Here is a 21825-nt window from a genome sequence, read left to right as displayed (position 1 = left end):
AAGCCGCGTTGCATGTCGAGCCCCTTCGTATTGCCCACGCTTCGTCGCGTGCGTGCCGAGTCCGCGACCTGCATGAAGGCGGGCAGCGGCGTCGGGCGCCACCGTGGCGGCAGGGCCGGCGTTCTGAGCGTGTTGCTCGGCTGCATGGCATCCGCGCATGCGACCAGCCAATGCCCAGCTGACTTTGGCCCGAAGGATCCGCTCGTCGATCTGCTCGGATGGGCGGTGATCGTCACCGGTGGGGTGCTGGGCGCCGGGTTGTGCGTGCACGTGGTACGGCGCGCGCGCGGCCTGCGCCGCTGGCGACGCGTCGCGGTCGTCCTGGCCGGGGTCGGGGCGATGCTGCTGCTGTGGATCGGCGGCCTGGTCCTGGCGATTGCGTCGTTCTTCCTGCGGTGCTAACACTGCCGGCCTCGGCGCTTACGCGCCGGGTCCGCGGTCCGCGGAGCCACGGACCGGCGCCACAGGGGGCATCCATGACCGATCCGTACAATTCCTCGCCGCCACGCGCGATGGCGGCCTCGCCGCTCAACGATACGATGGTGACCACCGCGCTGGAGCTTCCCGGCTACCGCATCGTGCGCAATCTGGGCATCGTGCGCGGCATCACCGTGCGCTCGCGTTCCATCGTCGGCAACTTCCTGGGCGGGCTGCAGACCATCTTCGGCGGCAATATCACCATCTACACCCAACTGTGCGAGCAGGCGCGCCTGGAAACCTACCGCGACATGCTGCAGCACGCGCGGCAGATGGGCGGCAACGCCATCGTCGCGGTGCGCTACGACGCCACCGAGCTGATGGCCGGCCTGACCGAGGTGCTGTGCTACGGCACGGCCGTGATCGTCGAGCCCAACCCGCACTGAGCCGGTCGGCGTGCGGCGCTCCGGCCGCGGGGACGGCTCAGCCGCCGACCGCGTGGCAGGGCAGCCGCACGCTGACCCGCAGGCCGCCCTCGGGGCGGTTGTCCAGGGCGATCTGGCCGCCGTGCGCCAGCACGATGCTGTGCGCCACCGACAGGCCCAGGCCGATGCCGCCGGTATCGCGGTTGCGCGAGTTCTCGCCGCGGAAGAACGGCAGGAACAGTTTTTCGCGCTGCGCTGGATCGATGCCGGGGCCATCGTCGTCGATCCACAGCACGCACTCGCCGGCCTCGTGGCGCAGCTGCAGGCGTGCGCGCTTGCCGTACTTCAGCGCGTTCTCCACCAGGTTCATCACCATGCGCCGCAGCGACAGCGGGTCGCCGTCGAGGGTGATGGCGTCGCCGAGCAGCAGGACCACGTCGGCGCCGGTGTCGCTGGCGTCGTCGACCACGCTTTCCACCAGCAGGCGGAAATCCAGCGGCGAGCGCTTGCCGCGGCGGCTGTCGTTGTGGATGAAGTCCAGCGCCGCGGAGATCATCGCCTTCATCTCGTCGATGTCGGCCATGGTCTTCTCGCGCAGCGGCGACTGCAGGGTCTCCAGGCGGAACGCCAGCCGTGCCAGCGGCGTGCGCAGGTCGTGGGCGATCGCCGCGACCATGTGCGTGCGCTCGTTGATCAGCCGGTTCAGGCGCGCCTGCATGGCGTTGAACGAATCGGCCGCCTGCACGATCTCGCTGGGGCCGCTGCGCCGCAGCGGTTGCGCGTCGGGATTGCGGCCGAGCTGGTCGGCCGCCTCGGCGAAGCGCCGGATCGGCGCTGACAGCGCCCGCGAGAACCACCAGGCCAGCGGCAGCATCGCCAGCATGCCGGCCAGGAACAGCATGACCACCTTGGTCTTGAATTCGTTGGAGAACCGCCGCGGCGGCGACATCACGCTGCGCCAGCGCCCGTCGGGCTGGCGCAGTGCGGCGGTGAAGCCATCCAGCAGCGGCACCGCCGGGGCGAAGCCGCGCTCGCGCCAGCCCGATGCATGCATGGCCCCGCCGAAGGCGCCATCGCGCGGTGGCTCGCCCGGGCCGGGCGGTGGCTCCATCGGCGGCGGTTCCTGCCCGTGCGGCGGCGGCATCGCCCCGTGCAAGGACGCATCGTCGTCGGCGGCGACGGCATGCGGCGGCGGCGGCGGGTGTTCGCCCAGGCGCAGGCGCAGGCGCTCGAGGCGGCCGTCGCTGTTGCGGTAGAAACGCACCTGGTCCGGCGCCACGTCCAGCCAGTGCGCCATCACCCGTTCGGCATTGCGGTCGCGCACCTGGTCGCGCGCCGGCAGCGGTGCATGCGCGGTGTCCTGCACCTTCAGGGTCTGGGTCCCGGCCGGCATGCGCGTGCTGAGCAGGGCGATCACCTCCGGCGGATGCACCGGCATCTCGTAGACCGGCGTGCGCAGCACCAGGGCGATGCCGATCAGTTGCGCGGTGAGCAGCGCCACCACCAGCAGCAGGAAGGCGCGGGCGAAGATCGGCACGCCGCGGCGGGCGCGCGTGGACGCACTCACAGGCGGGCGACGCTCGGCAACAGCATGTAGCCCTCGTTGCGCACGGTGCGGATCAGTTCGGTCTGCACGCGTTCGTTGATCTTGCGGCGCAAGCGGCTGATCTGGCTGTCGATGGCGCGGTCGTAGACCTCGGTGTCGCGGCCGCGCGCGTAGTCGAGCAACTGGTCGCGGCTGAGCACGCGCTGCGGATGCTCGACGAAGGTGCGCAGCAGCGCGAACTCGCCGTCGGAGAGGTTGATGAAGATGCCGGTGGGATCGCGCAGGTCGCGGCGGATCACGTCCAGCCGCCAGCCGGCGAACTCGTAGACGTTGCCGCGCGCTTCCGGCGGCAGCGTCGTGGCCTGGCTGCGCCGCAGCAGCGCGCGCACCCGCGCCAGCAGTTCGCGCGGATTGCACGGCTTGGCCAGGTAGTCGTCGGCGCCGACCTCCAGGCCGATGATGCGGTCGGTGTCGCTGCCCAGCGCGCTGAGCATGATCACCGCTGGCGCGCCGCGCTCGCTGGCGAGCTGGCGGGCGGCGCTGAGGCCGTCCTCGCCGGGCATCATCACGTCCAGGATCACCAGGTCCGGCTGGCGCTCGGCCATCCGCAGGCGCATGTCCGCCACTGTCTCGGCGGTGTCCACCTGGTAGCCATGGTCGCTCAGGAACTCGCTGATGAGTCGGCGCAGATCCGGATCGTCGTCGACGACCAGAATGAAGGATTTCATGTCCACGATCTTGAAGGGCCGCCACACGGGAGTCGCCCAGTCTAGACGTGGCCGCGGCTGCCTGGAACTGGGGGCGCTCAGGGACGTGGCCACCGCATCCGGGGCACGCGCGTGAACGCATGGCCATCATAGGCAGCGCCGGCAGCGGGATCATGGCCGTCGCGTGTCCTGTGCCGACACGCGTTGCCATGCGCCGGCACCTGCGCCGGCGGGGCGTCTGTCACAGGTTGGGCCGGGGGTGCGGGATGCGCGGCCGTTTTCTTTTGCCGGCGGTCGGCATACTATCCCCCAGTATAGTTCTTGGGCCTCACCGCATGCCGCACACCCCGCACGAGAAGAAGCGCGTCCTCGCCCGCATCCGCCGCCTGCGCGGCCAGACCGAGGCGCTGGAACGCGCGCTGGAAGAGGGGACGGAGTGCGCTGCCGTGCTGCAGCAGATCGCCGCCATCCGCGGTGCGGTCAACGGCCTGATGTCGGAGGTGATGGAAGCCCACGTCCGCGAAGAATTCGGCCATCCCGCGAGCTCCGACGCGCAGCGCGCCGCGCGCGTGCGCGAGATGGGCATGCTGGTCCGCTCCTATCTCAAGTGATCCGCACCCCACACCCATTTCCTCAGCCAGGAGAAAGCGCATGAAATCCCGAGCCGCCGTTGCCTTCGAAGCCGGCCAGCCGCTGCAGATCGTGGAGATCGATGTCGAACCGCCGCGCCAGGGCGAGGTGCTGGTGCGCATCACCCACACCGGCGTGTGCCATACCGACGCGTTCACGCTGTCCGGCGACGACCCGGAAGGCATCTTCCCGGCGGTGCTCGGCCACGAGGGCGGCGGCATCGTCGAGGCGGTGGGCGAGGGCGTGACCAGCGTCAAGGTCGGCGACCACGTGATCCCGCTGTACACGGCCGAGTGCCGCAAGTGCAAGTTCTGCCTGTCCGGCAAGACCAATCTGTGCCAGGCGGTGCGCGCCACCCAGGGCAAGGGCCTGATGCCCGACGGCACCACCCGCTTCTCCTACAACGGCCAGCCGATCTACCACTACATGGGCTGCAGCACCTTCAGCGAGTACACGGTGGTGCCGGAGATCTCGCTGGCCGTGGTCAATCCCGAGGCGCCGCTGGAGAAGGTGTGCCTGCTCGGCTGCGGCGTCACCACCGGCATCGGTGCGGTGCACAACACGGCCAAGGTGAAGGAAGGCGACACCGTGGCGGTGTTCGGCCTGGGCGGCATCGGCCTGGCGGTGATCCAGGGCGCGGTGCAGGCCAAGGCCGGCCGCATCCTGGCCATCGACACCAATCCGGGCAAGTTCGAACTGGCGCGCAGCATGGGCGCCACCGACTGCATCAACCCCAAGGATTACAGCAAGCCGATCCAGGAAGTCATCGTCGAGCTGACCGATGGCGGCGTGGACTTCAGCTTCGAATGCATCGGCAACGTGCACGTGATGCGCTCGGCGCTGGAGTGCTGCCACAAGGGCTGGGGCGAGAGCGTCATCATCGGCGTGGCCGGCGCCGGCCAGGAAATCAGCACGCGCCCGTTTCAGCTGGTCACCGGCCGGGTCTGGCGCGGTAGCGCCTTCGGCGGGGTCAAGGGCCGTACCCAGTTGCCGGGCATGGTGGAACAGGCGATGCACGGCGAGATCGATCTCGATCCGTTCATCACCCACACCCTGCCGCTGGACGAGATCAACGAAGCCTTCCACCTGATGCACGAGGGCAAGTCGATCCGCACCGTCATCCACTTCTGACCGCAGGTCAGTCCGGCGCGCGGCCGTTTCCGCGCATTGCAGTGACGCAACGAACCCGGGAGGGGGCAAGATGAGTACTGTGACGATTCATCCGTCGGTGGATGCCGGCGTGCGTGCCGGCGCGGAGCATTTCCAGGGCGGTACCCTGGAATGCCACTGCGCCAGCGACAAGGTGGTGGTGGAAGTGGGGGCGCAGACCGCGCACAACCATGCGTGCGGCTGTACCAAGTGCTGGAAGCCGAAGGGCGCGACCTTCTCGGTGGTGGCGGTGGTGGCGCGCGACAAGGTCAAGGTGACCGCGCACGAGGAGAAGCTCAAGGTGGTGGACGAGAGCGCGACCATCCGCCGTCACGCCTGCACCGGCTGCGGCGTGCATATGTACGGCCGCATCGAGAACACCGAGCATCCGTTCTACGGCCTGGATTTCGTGCACACGGAACTGTCGCCGCAGCAGGGCTGGTCGGCGCCGGGCTTCGCGGCGTTCGTGTCCTCGATCATCGAGAGCGGCACGCGTCCGGAGGCGATGGACGGGGTGCGCAACCGCCTGCGCGAACTGAAGCTGGAACCGTACGACTGCCTGTCGCCGCCGTTGATGGATGCGATCTCCACCCACGTGGCGCGCAAGAACGGCGTGCTGCACTGACGTCCGCTGCCGCGCGCGTCGCCGGTCGACGCGTCGCGGCATCTCCGCCTGCGGCCGCGCGCGGTCGCAGGCCCTCTTCCCGGAACTGCCCATGGAACGCATCGAACACCACGCCTGCTGCGGCGGCTGGCAGGACGTCTATCGCCACGATTCGGCCGTACTCGGCTGCAGCATGCAGGTCGCCGTGTACCTGCCGCCGCAGGCCGAGCACAGCAAGCTGCCGGTGCTGTACTGGCTCAGCGGCCTCACCTGCACCGAACAGAACTTCATCACCAAGGCCGGCGCGCAGCGCTATGCGGCCGAGCACGGCGTGATCCTGGTCGCGCCCGACACCAGCCCGCGCGGGGAGAACGTCGCCGATGCCGAGGGCTACGACCTGGGCAAGGGCGCCGGCTTCTACGTCAACGCCACCCAGGCGCCGTGGGCCGCGCACTACCGCATGTACGACTACGTGGTGCAGGAACTGCCGGCGCTGATCGAGGCGCAGTTCCCGCACAACGGCCGGCGCGCGATCAGCGGGCATTCGATGGGCGGCCACGGCGCCCTGGTGATCGCGCTGAAGAATCCCGGCCGCTACCGCAGCGTGTCGGCGTTCTCGCCGATCGTGGCGCCCACGCAGGTGCCGTGGGGCGAGAAGGCCTTCACCGCCTACCTGGGCGAGGACCGCGCGCAGTGGCAGGCGTACGACGCCAGCGTGCTGATCGGCAGCGCCAGCGAGCGCCTGCCGCTGCTGGTCGACCAGGGCGGTGGCGACGAGTTCCTGGACAAGCAGTTGCGCCCGCAGCTGCTGCAGGCCGCCGCCGAGGCCGCCGGCTATCCGCTGACCCTGCGCGTGCAGCCCGGCTACGACCACAGCTACTACTTCATCGGCAGCTTCATCGGCGAGCACATCGCCTTCCACGCACGCGCGCTGCAGGACTGAGCGCGCTCCGCCGGCAGCCGCGCGACGCGGACCGCCGGGCAGGGCGCCGCACACCGCGGCCGGGGCGCCGCAGGCACGTGATGCATGCGGCACGCACCGGCCGTGCACATGACAGCGCCGTGACCATCACGGTGGCGGTGTGGCCGGTCTCGTAAACAAACGTGGGGGCGGCGGCACCCGGCGTGCGGTTGTGCGATCGCGTTCGCGCCTGCTGAGACGGGCGCTGGCTAGATTCCGCAGTGTTCGCCATGCCCACGTCACTGGATCGGAGCCGCGCCATGTCCTGCCGTCGCACCTTGCTGCTCCCCTGGCAGCGCTGGCGCAGCCCGCTCAGCGCGGTGGCGATGCTGGCCTGCACCGTGTTCGGTGCCTGCGTGGCGTTGGCGATCGGCGCGGCCACGCGCTAGCGCAGCCAGTCCCGGCTGCCGGCGATCGCATCGACGCCGTTGCGGGACGCGCTGACGCGGTCGCGCCGTACCGCGGCGGCATTGCCTGGATCGGCAAGCGCTCGCCTGCAATCCGCTGCATCGCCCCGCGGTGTCGGTAGGACAGCATGGTGCGATGGACTGTCAGGCAAACGCTGGCAGTACGCGTTTCGCATCGGGGCAGCGGCATGGCGCCGGGCGTCGCGTTCAGCGCGGCAGCCGCGCCGCCAGCGTGCCCAGCCGCCGCATTGCGTGTTCCAGCATCTCGCTCCACGGTTGGCCGCAGCTCAGCCGCAGGTGGTCGGCGTAGTCGCCGCGGCTGGAGAACAGGTGCCCGGGCGAGGTGCCGATGCCGGCGGCGAGGGCAGCCTCGAACAAGGCCTGGCCGCTGCCGGCGTCGGCCAGTTGCAGCCACAGCGACAGGCCGCCGGCCGGGTCGCCGATGCGGGTGCCGGCCGGCCAGTGCCGCAGCACTGCCTCGCGCAGGCGCTGGCCGTTGTCGGCCAGGGTGCGGCGCAGCTTGCGCAGGTGCCGTTCCAGGTCGTGCCGCTGCAGGTAGTCGGCCAGGGCCAGTTGCGGCAGGCTGGCGCCGCCGATGGTGGAGAAATACTTGGCGCGCACCAGCGCGTCGGTCCAGGCGCCGCCGAGCAGCCAGCCCACGCGCAGGCCCGGCGCCAGCACCTTGGAGAAGGCGCCGCAGGTGATCACGTTGCCGTGGGTGTCGAAATGGCGCAGCGGCCGTGGGCGCTGCCCCGACCAATCGAGTTCGCCGTAGATGTCGTCCTCGATCACTACCGTGCCGTGGCGCGCGCAGCTGTCCAGCAGAGCGCGCTTGGCCGCATCCGGAGTGAGGCTGCCGAGCGGGTTGTTGAAGTTCGGCACCAGCACCGCGGCGCGCGCCGGCGTGCGCTGCAGCAGCGCGTCCAGGCGTGCGGCGTCGATGCCCTGGCCCGGACGGTTGGGCACTTCCAGCACCTTCAGCCGCAGCGCCGCCACCGCCTGCAGGATGCCGTGGTAGGTCGGGGTCTCGACCAGCACCACGTCGCCGGGCGCGGTGAGCGTGCGCAGGGCCAGGCTGATCGCCTCCATCGCGCCGGCGGTCACCACCACCTCGTCGGCGGCCACGGCGGTGGCGCAGTGCGCGTAACGCTGCGCGATCTGCCGGCGCAGCGCGGCATGGCCCTGCGGCGGCGCGTAGTCGAGCGCAGCGCTGCGCTGGCGGCGCAACTGCCGCGCCAGTGCGCTGGCCAGGTGCGCGCCGGGCAGCAGCGCCGCCGCCGGCGTGGCGGTGTGCAGCGGCACCAGGTCAGAGCGCGCGAGCATGTCCAGCACGCCCTGCAGCGCCGGATTGGCGACCGTGCCCGGCGCGCGCCGCCGCGATGGGCCGGCAGCGGCCGGCTGCGGTGTCGCGGCGGCACGGACGAAGTAGCCCGAGCGCGGCCGCGCCTGCACCCGGCCTTCGCGTTCCAGTTGCAGGCAGGCCTGCACCGCGGTGGCGGCGCTGATGCCGTGGCCGGCGGCCAGTTGCCGGATCGACGGCAGGCGCTCGCCGGCACGCAGCGTGCCCTGCGCGATCTGTTCGCGCAGCTGGCTGGCGAGGGCTTCGTACAGGCGCATGCGGCGGCCTCATCTGTATCGGTCGATTTGCAGCGTATCTGACTCTGTGCTGGTCGCCCACCCCGGCGCACACTGGCCGCGTCCTTCCCCATTCCCGAGGCCGCGCGTGCAACTGCCGCTGTTCATCGTCGATGCCTTCACCACGGTGCGGTTCCGCGGCAACCCGGCCGCGGTGGTACCGCTGCAGGCCTGGTTGCCGGACGCGCTGATGCAGGCCATCGCCAGCGAGAACAATCTGTCGGAGACCGCGTTCTTCGTGCGCGAGGCCGACGGCGCGTTCGCGATCCGCTGGTTCTCGCCGCTGCGCGAAGTGGGGTTCTGCGGCCATGCCACCCTGGCCAGCGCCTTCGTCGTCGCCACCCAGGGCCTGGCGCCGCTGCCGTTGCGGTTTCGCGCCGCGGCGGTCGGCGAACTGGGGGTGGACCGCGAGGCCGACGGGCGCTTCGTCCTGCGCTTTCCGAACCAGGCGCCGACCGCGTTGGCGACGGTGCCGCAGGCGCTCGCGCAGGCGTTGTCGATCGTGCCGCAGGCGGCGTACCGCAACGACCAGGCCTACATCGCCGTGTACGCGGACGAAGCCCAGGTGCGCGCGGTGGTGCCGGACCTGGCGCGGATGCTGGCGCTGGCACCGCGCGATGTCGCGGTCACCGCGCCCGGCCGCGAGCACGATTTCGTCTCGCGTTATTTCTGGCCGGCCAACGGCGGCGCCGAGGATCCGGTGACCGGCTCGATCCACGCCGCGCTGGCGCCGCTGTGGGCGCAGCGCCTGGGCAAGTGCGACCTGCGTGCGTGGCAGGCCTCGGCGCGCGGCGGCGAACTGGACTGCCGGGTGCTGCCGGACCACGTGCAGGTGCGTGGCGCGGCGGTGCAGTACCTGCACGGGACGATCGCGTTATGAGCGCGGTGCACGCAGCGCCTGCGGGCGCGTCACGGCGGGCACTGTGGCAGTTGTTGCTGGCCGAGGTGCTGATCGGCTCGGTCGGCGTGTTCGTGCACGAGAGCGGCCAGGATCCGGTGACCGCGGTGTTCTACCGCTGCCTGTTCGGCGCGCTGTTCCTGACCGTGTGCGGCCTGCTCGGCGGGCAGTTGCGCGGCCTGTGGCGCGAGCGCGCGCTGCTGCGCGACGCCGCGCTCAGCGGCGTGCTGCTGGTGCTCAACTGGGTGGCGCTGTTCGCCGGCATGGCGCGCTCGTCGATCGGAGTGGCGACCATGGTCTACCACGTGTTCCCGTTCGTCATGCTGATCCTGGCGGCGTTGCTGCAGGGCGAGCGCAGCCGCCGTGCCGACCTGGGCTGGACCCTGCTGGCCTTCGTCGGCGTGGCCTGTTCGGCCGATCCGCTGCGGCTGTGGTCCAGCGCCGATCGCGGCTACCTGGGCGGGATCGCGTTGACTCTGCTGGGTGCGCTGCTGTGCGGCGCGTCGTTGCTGATGTCGCGGCGGATCAGCCGCGAGCGGCCGCTGGCGGTGGTGACGGTGCAGTGCTGGGTCGGGGCGGCGATGCTGGCCGGCTTCTCCAGCAGCGCCGCGCTGCATCCCGGGCGGCACTGGTTCTGGCTGGTCGGCCTGGGGGTGATCCACAGCGGGGTGGTGTACGTGCTGTTCTACAGCGCCTACCGGCACCTGCACGTGGCGGCGATCGCGGTGGTGGCCTTCGTCTACCCGCTGGTGACGCTGCTGCTGGACTACCTGCTGTACGGCCACCGGCTGGTGCCGGTGCAGTGGCTGGGCCTGGCGCTGATCGTGCTGGGCACGCTGGCGGTCAATCTGCGTTGGTCCTGGCCGCGCCGCGCGCTGGCCGCGTCGTAGCGCGACGCGGCTCCGCGTGGGCGCGTCGGCCACCGCGGTGCGGTGGCCTGGGCGCGCGTTTCAGCGCACGTCGCGCAGTTCCCAGCCGCTGCCGGCCAGCAGGCGCAGGCGCTGCTTGAGGATGTCGCCGGGGATGCTGGTGGTGGCGGACAGGTCGATGCGCAGATCGTCCTGGCGGCCGGTCACCCGTGCCGCCGGATCGGTCACGCCCAGCGCCGGATCGACCTCGTCCGGCTCCGGCTGCAGCGCGCGCCAGCGCTCGAACCAGGCCGGGTCGCTCAGCGCGGCCTGCAGTTGTTCGGCGAAGGCGTCGGCGCCGTGCGCGGTGAAGCTCAGCGACGGCTGGTTGCCGCGGGCACGGGCGGGATCGGGCAGGCTGATCGAGTAGGTCACGGCCATGGGCATCTCTTGTGGGCGGTACGAAGCGGCGCAGCCTAGCAGAGCCGGCGCCGCGCCGCCGTCGACGCGGCCCGGACGAATCAGCCGAAGCGCAGCGCCTCGCCGGCGAAGCCCAGCACCAGCGCGCCCTTGCCGACGTTGACCATGCCGGTCAGGCTCATCACGCTCTCCTGCAGCTCTACGCCTTGGCTGTCGCAGGCCTGGCGCAGCGCCGCGTAGCCGGGCAGGGCGCGCAGTTCCGCCAGTTCGCCGCCATAGCTCAGGCACAGCGTGGGCGTCATCAACCCGGCGGCCACGCGCTTGGCGGCCAGGCCGAACAGCGTCTGCACGGCGTGGTCGAAGCCCTTGAGCTTGGCCACCGGCGCGGTCTCGCCGCGGTGGCAGTGCAGCACCGGCTTGATGTCCAGGGCCGAGCCGAGCGCGGCGCTGAGCAGGCCGACGCTGCGGTCGCCCTTGCTGCGCGCGCGGCTGCGTAGGTAGTACAGGTCGCGCGCGATCATGTAGCCATGGGTGTGCTCGGCCAGCGTCTCCAGCCGCTCGCGGATGGCCTGCACACCGGCGCCGTCGGCGCGCAAGCGCACCGCCTCGACGGCGATCACCGCCTGCGCGGCGAACAGGTTCTGGGTGTCGATCACCCGCAGCGCGAACGGCGAGGCGTGACCGGCGGCCTGGCGGATCGGCTTGTAGTCGCTGAGGATGGCAAAGCCAGCCTGCTGCGCGTGGTCGTGGATCGGGCTGCGGGTCTTGGCGATGGTCAGGCAGAACACGTGGTCGTAGTCGATGACCAGCCGGCCCAGGAACAGCTCGCGGATCTGCGCCACGCTGTACGGCACGGTCTCGGCCTCGGCGCCGTGCGCGCTGACCTGCGCGTGCAGGAATTCCAGCGTCGCCGCTTCGTCGCGCTGATCGGCCAGCACGGTGCCGCCGAGGCGCACGCTGATCGGCAGGACCACCAGGTCGTGTTGCGCGATGTAGTCCTGCGGCAGATCGCAGGCGGAATCTACGACGATGCCGATACGCATCCGCTGAAGCTCCAGTACGGGGAAATGTCGATGCACATGGCGGCCGCTCAGGCGCCCCGCTGCACGGCGGCCGGCAGCGTCGCCAGGCGCGCCATCTCGCCGCGCTGCAGCAGTTGCGGGTCGGCCAGCACCGCCCGCATCAGCGGGTGCGCGTCGTTGCCCCACAGCAGGGTGTCGTCGATCTGCAGGGTCGGCACGCCGAACACGCCGGCCGCCAGCGCCTGTTCGGTGTTGGCGCGCAGCTGCGCCTTGACCTGGGCATCGGCGGTGGCCGCGGCCACGTCGCCGATGCCCAGCGCCTGGCCGACCGGCGCCAGCGCCGCGGCGTCGTCGCCGGCGTGGCCGTCGCGCCACAGCCAGTCGAAGATCGCGTCGATGGCCTGCGGCGTGGTGCCGGCGGCGACGCACAGGCGCAGCGCGGTCAGCGGGTTGAACGGGTGCGCCGGCGGGAAACGCAGCGTCACGCCCTGCTGCTGCGCCTGCCACTGCACGAAGCGGTAGGTGAATTCGCGCTTGTGTGGCACCTCGGCCGGCCCGCGCGCCTGCAACTGCGCCAGCACCGCGCCGAACACGATCGGCACCGGCTGGATCCGGTCGAACTCCGGAAGCGTTTTCACCTGCTGCCAGTGCAGATAGGAAAACGGCGAGATGAAATCGAAGTACCAGCGCAATGTCATCGTGCTTCTCCGCAATGACCCATCAGCTTATCGCGGCGCTGCGCGCGCGGCGACCTGCCAGCGCATGGTGCAGTGCGGGACGTCGGTGCCGCCTGGTGCGAGTGCGGACAGCACTGCGTAGACGATGCATTGGCGAGAATCTCGCCGGCACGAGATACCTGTGAAGCGGCCCACGCCCGCGGCCTGGATCGCGTTAGCGCTATTGCGCTGGCGCATGGCGCGCGCGGGTCTTGTCATAGCTCGCGGCGCGCGCGCCTTGCTAGCGTCCGCCGCGGCAGCAGTGTCGCTGCCCCTGCACGCCCAGGAGAGACCGCCATGCACGCTTCCGCTCCCGTTTCCGCTGCCGCTTCGCCGCGCCTTCCCGCCACCGTCGCCGCGCCGCGGCGCGGCCGGACGCGCGTCCTGCGCGCGCTGTTCGCCGCCGCCCTGTTCGCCGTCGCGCCGCTGGCGCTGGCCGGTCCCTACCAGGTGTACGGCAACCAGTACGCCTGGGTGAACAACTTCAACGATCCCAACAACGTCATCCAGGGCACCTTCCACAGCGGCAGCACGCCGAGCATGACCGTGACCTTCAATTTCCCCAACGCCAGCCTGTACGGCTATCCGGCGATCCTGCGCGGCTCGCACTACGGCTTCAATCCCACCGCCGACCGCACCTTCCCGCGGCAGGTCTCGGCCTTGCGGTCGTTGCCGGCGACCTTCGCGTACTCGTCCGGCGGCAGCAACCTGGCCGGCGACTTCGCCTACGACCTGTTCTTCCGCTGGGACAGCACGGTGTCCTCCAGCGCGATTCCCCAGGCCGAAGTGATGATCTGGGGCGGCCACAACTCGTATCCGATCGGCACCCTCACCGCCAGCAACGTCATCAGCGCCGGCGGCTACACCTTCGATCTGTGGGAAGGCATGAACAGCGCCGCCGGCTACTACGTCTACACCTTCATTCCGCACAACACCGCGGGCCAGCCGACCCTGCCGAGCAACGGCAATCTCAACATCGACATCAAGCCGTTCCTGACCTGGCTGCACACGCACCGCGCGCAGGACGGACGCTTCAGCAACGCGATGTACCTGCACGTGGTCGAGGCCGGTTTCGAGGTGGTGCGCGGCAACGGCTGGGCCTGGATCCAGGCCAATATCGGCGCCAACTGACGGCGCCGCACGGGCGCCGCCGTTCCTGCCTGGCTCAGCGCGGCGGCGCCTTGCACAGCGCCGCGTTGTGCCAGGCGGCGCGGGCGATCGGCAGAAACCCGTCGGCATCGCTGGGCGGCAGGCTGTTGCGCACGTCCTCGGCATCGCTGCCGGCGCGTTCCAGCACCGGTGCCAGCGTGCGCAGGCAACCGGCGCGGTCGCCCAGGTGATACTGGGTCAGCGCCAGATCTGTGCGGACCTGCGCGGCGTCCAGCCAGAACAGGGTCTTGCCGCAGCCGTCCAGCAGCGCCGCCAGGGTGCGTTCGGCGTTGGCGTAGTCCTTGGCCTGGTACTGGCGCAGGAAGCGCGCGCGCGTGGCCTCCGCCGCCTCGGGCACGCAGGCCGGCGCGACGCGTCGGTAATCGCCTTCGAACCAGGCGCGTGCGCCGCAGTAGTCGCGGCACGTGTCGGGGGTGAGCGCCTCGACCCGGATGGCGTCGCCCTCGGCATGCAGGCGGGTGCGGCACAGCGACGCGGGATCGTCGTCGTGCGCGCGGGTGAAGCCGAGTTCGCCCTGCAGCGTGCCGTCCAGCGCACAGGTATGGCCGTTGGCGCCGGTGACGTCGAGCGAAAAGCCCAGGCCGTCGGCGTCGCGCGCCACGTCGAGGCGGTCGCCGCCATCGGCGAGATAGACGCCGGGTGTGGGCGGCGCGGCGCCGGCGCCGCAGGCGACGACCAGCAGCGCCAGCGGCAGCAGGCGCTGGAGGGACAGCGAACTGCGCATCGGCACGTCTCCGTCGGGCCAGGGGCGCAGCGTAGCAGCGTCGCGACGTCCTCGCCGGCGCGTGTGGCGTGTCTGCCCGCAGCGCCTCACGGTGCGAGCAATTGCACGCTGTCGAAGACGATGCCCGGGCCGAGGAAACCGTTGTCCGGCGACCCCGAGGCGACATCGATGTCCAGCGTGTTGAGGCCGGCCTGCAGCGCGCTGGCGGGAATGTCGAACAGATAGACGGTGTTGTTGCCGCGGTAGGTGCCGCGGGTGATGCCGCGGCTGTCCGGCTGCTCCGGGCGCGGCGGCACCGGCCCGCTCCAACGTTCGTTTACCCGCAGCTGCGGTCGGCCGCCGGCCTGGGTCAGGGTGACGAACAGCCGCAGGCGGTAGGCGTGGACCTGGTCGAGCCCGAGCACGAAGGCGATGCGCGTGGGCGTGTTGACGCCACGCCATTGCGCTGCCGGAAACGCGTCGAGATGGTCGTGGCCCACGCGATAGGTCAGCGGCCCCCATGGCGCCATGCGCCGGTCGGAGGGATGCGCGCTCGCCAGCAACGCAGCATTGCGGAAGCCGGCGGGCGTGCCATCGGGATCGCCGATCTGCCAGATCACCTGGCCCGGCAGCGGAACCGCGTGCAGCTCGGCCTGGGCGGTGGCCGCTGCCGCGATCTGCACGGTGTCGTGGGTCACTTCCAGTTCGTGCTGATACAGCGCGATGCGGTACGCACCGGGGCGGATGCCGGCGATGCGGAAGCGGCCGGCGGCATCGGCCCTGGTCCAGTACTGCGCCTGTGCGTTGCGCAGGGCCACCACCGCCGGTTGTCCGGCGGCGATGCCGGAGACCTGGCCAGCCACCGCGCCGCGCGCTTCCGTACCCAGAAAACCTTGCAAGCCCAGCGACGCGTCGACGAAGCGCAGGTCCGGCGGCACCTGCGCTTCCGCGCCGCCGCGGCTGAACTGCAGGACGTACACCCCGTGCAGACCGCCGCGGTACGGCTCGGTCTGGGTGTGGTTGGAGAACATGTAGTTGTACAGCTCGTGGGTGCGCGCGGTCTGCTGCGTGGCGATGTCCTTGAAGAACGGCCCGCCGGCGCTGTGTTCGCGATCGCCCATCCACATCCGCACGGCGAGGCCGGGACCGCTGACGCCATGCACGCTGTCGTCGATCGCGCGCCGCGCCGAGTAGAACTTGGAGCTGGTGCGGCCGTCGGGCAGCAGGAACACGTCCTTGCCTTCGATCGCGGTGCCGACGTTGGCATCCGGCTCGCGTTCGGCGTCGGGCAGCCTGGCCGCGTCGAGGCGGGCGATGAAGCGCAGTTCGCCGACCGGCAGCAGCGTCGGCGCGTAGGTGGCGAGGTAGATCGCGTCGTGGCCCTTGCGCGCCATGTAGTACTGCACCAGGTCGCCGGTGCTGGCCGAGACCACGACGGTGTCGCCGACGGTGCGCGCGGCGACGCGGGCGCTGCCCAGACCCGAGGCGATCTGCGAGTGCTTGGCTTCCGGACTATCCAGTTCGACGCCGCGGTAGCGCATGGAGACCACGTCGCCGGTGTGCGCGTCCACGCTGAACTGCAGATCGGCGCCGCTGTCGACGACGAAGCGATCGCCGACCTGGGCGACGCCGAAATCGGCTGCGTTCGCCAGCGCGGGTGCCGCGGCGGACAGGGCGAGGCAGCACAGCAGCAGGCGAAGCAAGCAGGGCATGGCGGCGCGGGCGACGGCAGCGAGGCGCACAGCCTACTGCGCGCGGACGCGGGCGCGATGCCGCGTCCGCGCGGCGGTGGGGCGGCGCTCAGGTGCGCGTTGCGGGGCGTTGCCACCGATGGGACGGCATCGTCCGTGCGATGCCGTCCCGGCGTACTCGACGCGGTTTAGTGCGTGTACGCCTTCGGCAGCGCGCCGCTCTGCTGCATGTAGCGGTCGCGCAGCTCGGTCTGCCGCGAGCGCATCGGGATGGCGCGGCCGCCCAGCCAGACCTGCTCGGCGTAATGCGCCACGTCCAGCGGGTCGCCTTCCCACAGCACCAGATCGGCGAGCTTGCCCGGGGCGATGCTGCCCAGGCGATCGCCGACGCCGAAGGCCTCGGCCGGGACCCGGGTCAGGCCGGCCAGGGCGGCGTCCCACGGCAGCCCGTGCGCGACCGCGTTGCCGGCCAGTTGCCGCTGCTTGCGCGCGTTGTGCGCGCCGTCGCCGCCCTGGGTGAAGCTCACCGCCACGCCGGCGGCGTTGAGGCGCGCGGCGTTCTCCAGGGTGGCGCCGATCTGGTCGAAGCTGGCCGGCAGGTCGTCCAGCGCATTGACGAACACCGGTACCTGCGCCTTCGCCAGTTCCGGCGCCAGCTTCCAGGCCTCGTCGCCGCCGGCGATGGCGATGCGCACCTTCTCGCGCTGTGCCCAACGCAGCAACTGGCGGATGTCGGCCGCGCGGTTCACCGTCACCACGATGCGGCCCTGGCCGGCGAGGTAGCGCGCCAGCACCGCGCGTCCGGCCGGGGTCAGCAGCGCGTGCGGCGAGTCGGCGGGCAGGCGCCCGCGCGCTTCGGCGACCAGTTGGTCGAGTAGCATCCACTGCGCCGCACGTGACTTGCCGCTCAGTTCCAGCGCATCGCTGCCCAGGTGCAGGTACAGCGCGCGTGGGCCGATCGGGTCGGCGCCGCCGTCCAGGCGCATCACCGCGCCCTGGCCGGCGACGAAGGCGCCGCCGGTGTTGGCGCCGAGCGCGGTGAAGCCGATGCCTTCCACGCGTGCGACCGGGATCAGCACCGATTCGGGGTTGTAGGCCAGGGTCACGTCGAACTCCGGACGCATCGGCTGGTCGTGCGGCAGGGTCAGCGTGCTGTCCACGGTGGACGCCTCGCCGGAGACCTCCTCGATGCCGATCTCGGTGATGCCGCCGAACAGCGCCGGGGTCAGCGGCCGGCCCTTGGCCTCGACCACGGCGACGCCGGCCGGCGCGCTCAGGCCGGGGCCGACCGCGCGGATCACGCCGCCCTGGACCAGTACGTCGGCATTGGTGAGGGTGCCGCGGGCGCTGGCGGTGTGCACGGTGGCGCCGCGGATCAGCATGTCCTGGGCGAACCCGGGCGTGCTGCCCAGCAGCAGGCAGGCGGCCAGGGCCAGGCGCTGCGCCAGGCAACGGGACGAGAGTGGGGCGCGGCTCATCGGGCAGCCTCCTGGCCGAGCATGAAATCGGAGGTCGGTTGCAGGCGGCGGTCGGCGCGGTCGTAGACCTGCGCGCCGTCGATGTAGACCTTGTCGGCCAGGGCGTAGGAGCTGAAGGGGTTGCCGTTCCACAGCACCACGTCGGCCATCTTGCCCGGCTCCAGCGAACCGGTCTGCTTGTCGATGCCCAGCGCCTTGGCCGGGTTGCTGGTCAGCCAGCGGATCGCGCGTTCGGGCGGGATCTCCATGCCGGCGCGGCGGCCGGCGGCCATCGCCTTGGCCGCTTCCTGGTTGAGCCGCTGGATGCCTTCCTCCGAATCCGAGTGCACGATCGCGCAGCCGTTGGCGGGGCGATCGACCAGGGCGATGTTCTCCTGGATGCCGTCGAAGGCCTCCATCTTGAAGCCCCACCAGTCGGCCCACAGCGCGCCGCAGACATTCTCCTGGGCCAGGCGGTCGGCGATCTTGTAGGCCTCCACGCCATGGTGGAAGGCGGCGATCTTGAAGCCGAACTCCTTGGCCAGGTCGAGCATGGTGGTCATCTCGTCGGCGCGGTAGCAGTGGATATGCACGCGGATGTCGCCGTTGATGGCGCCGGCCAGGGTGTCCAGCTTGAGGTCGCGCTTGCCGCCGCTGTCGCCGCTGCTGTCGTTGTCGCCGTTGCCGCGGCTCCACCAGTGGCGCTTGGGCGGGCTCTTCTGCTTGGGCGCGTTCTTGCGCAGGTATTCGCTGGCGTCGATGAAGGCGGCGCGGTAGCCGGCGACGTTGCCCATGCGCGTGGAAGGGCCGCCCTTCTCGCCGTAGACCCGCTTGGGGTTCTCGCCGCAGGCCATCTTCAGGCCCCACGGTGCGCCGGGGAACTTCATCGCCTGGTAGGTGGTGGCCGGCACGTTCTTCAACGTGACGCCACGGCCGCCGACCAGGTTGGCCGAGCCGGGCAGCACCTGCAGCGCGGTGACGCCGCCGGCCAGCGCGGTGCCGAAGCCGGGATCCTGCGGCCAGATCGAATGCTCCGCCCACACGTTCGGGGTCACCGGCGCGGTCGCCTCGTTGCCGTCGCTGTGCGCGCTGACGCCCGGGCTGGGGTAGACGCCCAGGTGCGAGTGCACGTCGATGATGCCGGGGGTGACCCACTTGCCGTGGCCGTCGATGCGGGTGGCGTTGGCCGGCGCGGCCAGCGCACGGCCGACCGCCTGCACGCGGCCGTCCTGCAGCAGCACGTCGGCATCGTCCAGGCGCTCGCCGGTGCCGGTGAGCACGGTGGCGTGTTCGATCAGCACCGGCACCGACGGCAGCGCGCGGTAGGTGCTGGGATAGGGATCGTCGACGAAACGCGAGGCGGCCGCGGCAGGGCCGCACAACGCCACGCCCAGGCAGGCGAGCAACAGATGACGCATCGGATTTTCCCCGGAAGATGGACGCGGCCCTTGCGGCCGTGCCCGCACGCTAGCCCGAGCCGGCGCGCTTGCCAAGTGCGGGTGCGGCATCGGCGCGCCCGGCTGCACCGGATCGCGACGCCGAACCTGCTATCCAGGGCCGATTCCCGCCCATGGAAACTGCGATGACCGACACCCCCGCGCGCACCGTCGTGGACTTCTGGCGCAGCGCCGGCCGCGAACGCTGGTTCGCCGCCAACGACTCCTTCGACGCCAATGTCCGCCAGCACCTGCTGGAGGCGCACCATGCCGCCGCGCGTGGCGAACGCGTCGACTGGCTGGCCGACGCCGAGGGCGCGCTGGCGCTGCTGCTGTTGCTCGACCAGGTGCCGCGCAACGTGTTCCGCGGCAGCGCGCACGCCTTCGCCACCGACGGCCTGGCCGGCCGCTACGCCGACCAGGCGCTGGCGGCCGGCTTCGACCAGCAGGCCGATGCGGAACTGCGGATGTTCTTCTACCTGCCCTACACGCATGCCGAGGACGCGGCGCGGCAGCGCCAGGCGGTGGAACTGTTCAGCGCGCTCGGCGACGCGGAGTCGCTGCAGTGGGCGGTGGTGCACGAGGACGTGATCCAGCGCTTCGGCCGCTTCCCGCACCGCAATGCGGCGCTGGGGCGCACGACCACGGCGGAGGAGCAGGCGTTTCTGGATGCGGGTGGGTTCGCTGGGTGAGGGAAGCGGTGCCTGCGCGATCATGGCGTCATGCCAGCGACGCCGCTGGCGCATCGGATGTCACTGCAGTCGGGACTGAAGTCCCTCCCACAGGGAGCCACCAGGCAGTTGGCGCGGCCGCCAGCATTCGCTTGGTACTCGCACCGGCGACACGGAGTGCGCTTCTTGTGGGAGCGGCTTCAGCCGCGACGAGCGAAACCATCGGACGCATTCGACTTCATTGCAGTCGGGACTGAAGTCCCTCCCACAAGGATTGCCGGACTTCGGTGCTGCCGTCAGCAGGTGCGCAAGACGCCAAGCGGTGGTGTGCCCAGGGTAGGAGCGGCTTCAGCCGCGACCGTGCGTTCCCGGTAAGGCCCGGTCGCGGCTGAAGCCGCTCCTACGCGGTTGCGCGGTTGCGCGCTATGGCAATCACAGCGCGCGGATACAAAAAAGGGCGATCGTTCGATCGCCCTTTCGGCGCGTCCGCACTGGACGCAAACAACGAGGTGCGTAACTCAGTACTTCGGCACGCTGCCGTCGACCTGGTCGGTCCAGGCGTCGATGCCGCCCACCACGTTGTGCACGTTGCTGAAGCCCAGCGAACGGAAGTGCTCGGCCGCCTGCGCGCTGCGGCCGCCGCGGTGGCACAGGAAGGCCAGGGCGGTGTCCTTGGGCAGCGCTTCCAGTTGCGCGCGCTGCTCGCCGTCGAGGGTGCGGAACGGCACGTTGACCGCCGCCACCGCGCGCTCTTCCGGCGGGCGCACGTCCACCAGGAGCAGGCTGCCGGCGCGCACCTGGTCGTCGGCGTCGCGCGGGCTGAGGTCCTGCACCGGCTTGGGCGCATTGGGATTGTCGATCGCCAGGCCGCGGCCGCGGATGTCGTCCACCCAGTCGATGGTGATGCCGTCGGCGCGGCGCGCGCTGCCCAGGTCGAACTGCACGCGCAGGCCGTTGGATTCGGCGGCGATGGCGTTGGGATCGGTCGGCGCCAGCTGGAAGTTCGGCTGGAACTGCGCGTCGATCGCCAGCGCCAGGCTCGCACCCGGGGCGTCGGCCAGCGCGCCGCGCAGCATCTCGGCGGCGGCATCGGTGATGGTGATCGACGGCGGGGTGCGGTCCGGCGCGGCCACGCCGAGCAGTTCGCTCAGCTCGCCGCTGCCTGCCATCTGCAGGATGATGTCGCTGCCGCCGATCAGCTCGCCGTCCACGTACAGCTGCGGGATGGTCGGCCAGTCGCCGTAGGCCTTGATGCCCTCGCGGATGTCCTGGTCGGCCAGCACGTTGACGTGGGCGAAGTCGACGCCGAGCTCGTTCAGCGCGCCCACCGCCTTGGCGGAGAACCCGCACTGCGGCATGCCCGGCTGGCCTTTCATGAACAGCACGACGCGGTTGGAGCTGAGCAGCGTTTCGATACGGGAGCGCAGGGCGGGGTCGAGGGACATGGCAGCAGTCGTCGCAGAGTCGGACCGGTCATTCTACGCCGCATGGCATCATGAGGCATGACAGTTCCGGAAACGCTGCATCGCATCCCGCGCCACCCGTACCGCTGGCTGCCCTGGGCGCTGGCCTCGCAGGCGCTGGTGGCGGCGCTGTGGTGGATGTACGGCTGGCAGGTCGGCCTGCCGGCGCTGCTGCTGTCGCACGCGGCGCTGGTGCTCCCGGTATTCCTGCCGCGGGCGCGGCTGTACGCGCCGGTGCTGGACCGCCTGCCCGGCAGCGCGCCGCGGGTGTGGCTGACCATCGACGACGGCCCGTCCGACGACACCGCGGCGATCCTGGACCTGCTCGACCGCCACCAGGCCAAGGCCACCTTCTTCCTGGTCGGTGCCCGCGCCGCCGCGCGCCCGCAGCTGGTGCGCGAGATCCTGCGCCGCGGCCACGGCATCGGCAACCACAGCCAGCATCACCCGCAGGCGTGGTTCTGGGCGCTGGGGCCGCGGCGCATGGCGCAGGAAATCGGCCAGGCGCAGCAGACCCTGGCGGCGATCGCCGGCACTGCGCCGCGCTGGTACCGCTCGGTGGTGGGCATGACCAACCCTTTCGTCGCCGCACCGTTGCGCCGGCACGGCCTCACCCGGGTGGCCTGGAGCGCGCGCGGCTTCGACGGTGTGCGCTGCGATCCGGCCGTCACCGTCGCGCGCATTGCCCGCGACCTGCGCCCCGGCGCCATCGTGCTGCTGCACGAGGGCGCGGCGCACGGGCACAACCCGGCGATCGTGGAGGGGGTGTTGCAGGCGTTGCAGGCACGCGGGTTGCAGGCGGTGCTGCCGGATTGACTGGGAGGTACGTGGTCGTGCCGCGGCATTGCG

General features: G+C 71.1%; 23 protein-coding genes. 12 read left to right on the top strand and 11 right to left on the bottom strand.

Translation table 11 applies throughout. The features are described from left to right. The first annotated feature begins 12 nt into the window (after nucleotides 1–12). Together J7357_RS10290 and J7357_RS10285 are read left to right on the top strand one after the other, a co-directional pair. A complete protein-coding gene (locus tag J7357_RS10290; protein WP_244667418.1) occupies nucleotides 13–402 on the top strand; it encodes a hypothetical protein in 390 nt (129 codons plus the stop codon). Nucleotides 403–476: 74 nt separating this feature from the next. After that, the gene (locus J7357_RS10285; RefSeq protein WP_209246186.1) at nucleotides 477–863 is read left to right on the top strand and encodes a YbjQ family protein; all 387 of its coding nucleotides are present in this window, start codon (nucleotides 477–479) and stop codon (nucleotides 861–863) included. 37 nt (nucleotides 864–900) lie between these two features. On the opposite strand, the gene J7357_RS10280 is transcribed toward J7357_RS10285, so the two are convergent. Beyond that, a complete protein-coding gene (locus J7357_RS10280) occupies nucleotides 901–2409 on the bottom strand; it encodes an ATP-binding protein (RefSeq protein ID WP_209246184.1) in 1509 nt (502 codons plus the stop codon). Then, nucleotides 2406–3122, bottom strand: coding sequence for a response regulator transcription factor (locus J7357_RS10275; protein WP_029562335.1), 717 nt, complete (start codon nucleotides 3120–3122; stop codon nucleotides 2406–2408). Before J7357_RS10275 ends, J7357_RS10280 begins: the two co-directional genes overlap by 4 nt. A gap of 308 nt (nucleotides 3123–3430) precedes the next feature. Here J7357_RS10275 and J7357_RS10270 point away from each other — a divergent pair, with 308 nt between their 5' ends. The 5 genes from J7357_RS10270 (at nucleotide 3431) to J7357_RS21505 (ending at nucleotide 6828) form a co-directional block, all read left to right on the top strand. After that, a complete protein-coding gene (locus J7357_RS10270) occupies nucleotides 3431–3706 on the top strand; it encodes a metal/formaldehyde-sensitive transcriptional repressor (RefSeq protein ID WP_019799440.1) in 276 nt (91 codons plus the stop codon). 40 nt (nucleotides 3707–3746) lie between these two features. Continuing rightward, nucleotides 3747–4856, top strand: a complete 1110-nt coding sequence (locus J7357_RS10265) for an S-(hydroxymethyl)glutathione dehydrogenase/class III alcohol dehydrogenase (RefSeq protein ID WP_209030783.1) — start codon at nucleotides 3747–3749, stop codon at nucleotides 4854–4856. Nucleotides 4857–4926: 70 nt separating this feature from the next. Further along, the gene (gene gfa, locus J7357_RS10260; protein WP_026143453.1) at nucleotides 4927–5499 is read left to right on the top strand and encodes an S-(hydroxymethyl)glutathione synthase; all 573 of its coding nucleotides are present in this window, start codon (nucleotides 4927–4929) and stop codon (nucleotides 5497–5499) included. Nucleotides 5500–5590: 91 nt separating this feature from the next. After that, nucleotides 5591–6421: an S-formylglutathione hydrolase gene (gene fghA, locus J7357_RS10255; protein ID WP_209246182.1), complete on the top strand. Its 831-nt coding sequence runs from the start codon at nucleotides 5591–5593 to the stop codon at nucleotides 6419–6421. Nucleotides 6422–6699: 278 nt separating this feature from the next. After that, on the top strand, nucleotides 6700–6828 hold the full coding sequence (locus J7357_RS21505) for a hypothetical protein (protein ID WP_017916620.1): 129 nt from the start codon (nucleotides 6700–6702) through the stop codon (nucleotides 6826–6828). A 225-nt stretch (nucleotides 6829–7053) separates the two neighbouring features. On the opposite strand, the gene J7357_RS10250 is transcribed toward J7357_RS21505, so the two are convergent. After that, a complete protein-coding gene (locus tag J7357_RS10250; protein WP_209246180.1) occupies nucleotides 7054–8463 on the bottom strand; it encodes a PLP-dependent aminotransferase family protein in 1410 nt (469 codons plus the stop codon). Between the two features lie 106 nt (nucleotides 8464–8569). Here J7357_RS10250 and J7357_RS10245 point away from each other — a divergent pair, with 106 nt between their 5' ends. After that, a complete protein-coding gene (locus tag J7357_RS10245) occupies nucleotides 8570–9361 on the top strand; it encodes a PhzF family phenazine biosynthesis protein (RefSeq protein WP_209246178.1) in 792 nt (263 codons plus the stop codon). Beyond that, the gene (locus J7357_RS10240) at nucleotides 9358–10269 is read left to right on the top strand and encodes a DMT family transporter (RefSeq protein WP_209246176.1); all 912 of its coding nucleotides are present in this window, start codon (nucleotides 9358–9360) and stop codon (nucleotides 10267–10269) included. Before J7357_RS10245 ends, J7357_RS10240 begins: the two co-directional genes overlap by 4 nt. A 60-nt stretch (nucleotides 10270–10329) precedes the next feature. Here the strand turns inward: J7357_RS10240 and J7357_RS10235 are convergent, their stop codons facing one another. The 3 genes from J7357_RS10235 to J7357_RS10225 all read right to left on the bottom strand — a co-directional run bounded on the left by J7357_RS10235 (nucleotide 10330) and on the right by J7357_RS10225 (nucleotide 12367). Next, a complete protein-coding gene (locus J7357_RS10235; protein ID WP_209246174.1) occupies nucleotides 10330–10668 on the bottom strand; it encodes a hypothetical protein in 339 nt (112 codons plus the stop codon). An 80-nt stretch (nucleotides 10669–10748) separates the two neighbouring features. Continuing rightward, complete coding sequence (locus tag J7357_RS10230) at nucleotides 10749–11690, bottom strand: DegV family protein (RefSeq protein WP_209246172.1); 942 nt, start codon at nucleotides 11688–11690, stop codon at nucleotides 10749–10751. Between the two features lie 47 nt (nucleotides 11691–11737). Then, nucleotides 11738–12367 carry a DsbA family protein gene (locus J7357_RS10225; protein ID WP_209246170.1) on the bottom strand — a complete coding sequence of 210 codons (630 nt, stop codon included), beginning with the start codon at nucleotides 12365–12367 and terminating at the stop codon, nucleotides 11738–11740. Between the two features lie 315 nt (nucleotides 12368–12682). Between J7357_RS10225 and J7357_RS10220 the strand changes: the two genes are divergently transcribed. Then, the gene (locus tag J7357_RS10220; RefSeq protein ID WP_209246168.1) at nucleotides 12683–13516 is read left to right on the top strand and encodes a cellulase; all 834 of its coding nucleotides are present in this window, start codon (nucleotides 12683–12685) and stop codon (nucleotides 13514–13516) included. Between the two features lie 34 nt (nucleotides 13517–13550). On the opposite strand, the gene J7357_RS10215 is transcribed toward J7357_RS10220, so the two are convergent. The 4 genes from J7357_RS10215 to J7357_RS10200 form a co-directional block, all read right to left on the bottom strand. Then, nucleotides 13551–14279 carry a hypothetical protein gene (locus tag J7357_RS10215; protein ID WP_209246166.1) on the bottom strand — a complete coding sequence of 243 codons (729 nt, stop codon included), beginning with the start codon at nucleotides 14277–14279 and terminating at the stop codon, nucleotides 13551–13553. A gap of 86 nt (nucleotides 14280–14365) precedes the next feature. Beyond that, nucleotides 14366–15970, bottom strand: coding sequence for a rhamnogalacturonan lyase B N-terminal domain-containing protein (locus tag J7357_RS10210; protein WP_209246164.1), 1605 nt, complete (start codon nucleotides 15968–15970; stop codon nucleotides 14366–14368). Between the two features lie 167 nt (nucleotides 15971–16137). Beyond that, nucleotides 16138–17427 (bottom strand): amidohydrolase family protein, encoded by a 1290-nt coding sequence (locus J7357_RS10205; RefSeq protein WP_209246162.1) that lies wholly within the window; start codon nucleotides 17425–17427, stop codon nucleotides 16138–16140. Then, a complete protein-coding gene (locus J7357_RS10200; RefSeq protein ID WP_209246160.1) occupies nucleotides 17424–18824 on the bottom strand; it encodes an amidohydrolase in 1401 nt (466 codons plus the stop codon). Before J7357_RS10200 ends, J7357_RS10205 begins: the two co-directional genes overlap by 4 nt. Before the next feature lie 164 nt (nucleotides 18825–18988). On the opposite strand from J7357_RS10200, the gene J7357_RS10195 reads away from it, so the two are divergent. Beyond that, complete coding sequence (locus J7357_RS10195; RefSeq protein WP_209246158.1) at nucleotides 18989–19534, top strand: DUF924 family protein; 546 nt, start codon at nucleotides 18989–18991, stop codon at nucleotides 19532–19534. Between the two features lie 497 nt (nucleotides 19535–20031). On the opposite strand, the gene grxD is transcribed toward J7357_RS10195, so the two are convergent. Then, nucleotides 20032–20958: a Grx4 family monothiol glutaredoxin gene (grxD, locus tag J7357_RS10190; protein WP_209246156.1), complete on the bottom strand. Its 927-nt coding sequence runs from the start codon at nucleotides 20956–20958 to the stop codon at nucleotides 20032–20034. A gap of 57 nt (nucleotides 20959–21015) precedes the next feature. Here grxD and J7357_RS10185 point away from each other — a divergent pair, with 57 nt between their 5' ends. After that, nucleotides 21016–21792 (top strand): polysaccharide deacetylase family protein, encoded by a 777-nt coding sequence (locus tag J7357_RS10185; RefSeq protein ID WP_209246154.1) that lies wholly within the window; start codon nucleotides 21016–21018, stop codon nucleotides 21790–21792. The last annotated feature ends 33 nt before the right edge of the window (nucleotides 21793–21825 follow it).

It is taken from the genome of Xanthomonas sp. D-109 (assembly GCF_017746095.1).
Taxonomy (GTDB): domain Bacteria; phylum Pseudomonadota; class Gammaproteobacteria; order Xanthomonadales; family Xanthomonadaceae; genus Xanthomonas_A; species Xanthomonas_A sacchari.
The sequence above is the reverse complement of the archived record's forward strand: the minus strand, read 5'-3'. Positions and strand labels throughout refer to the sequence as shown.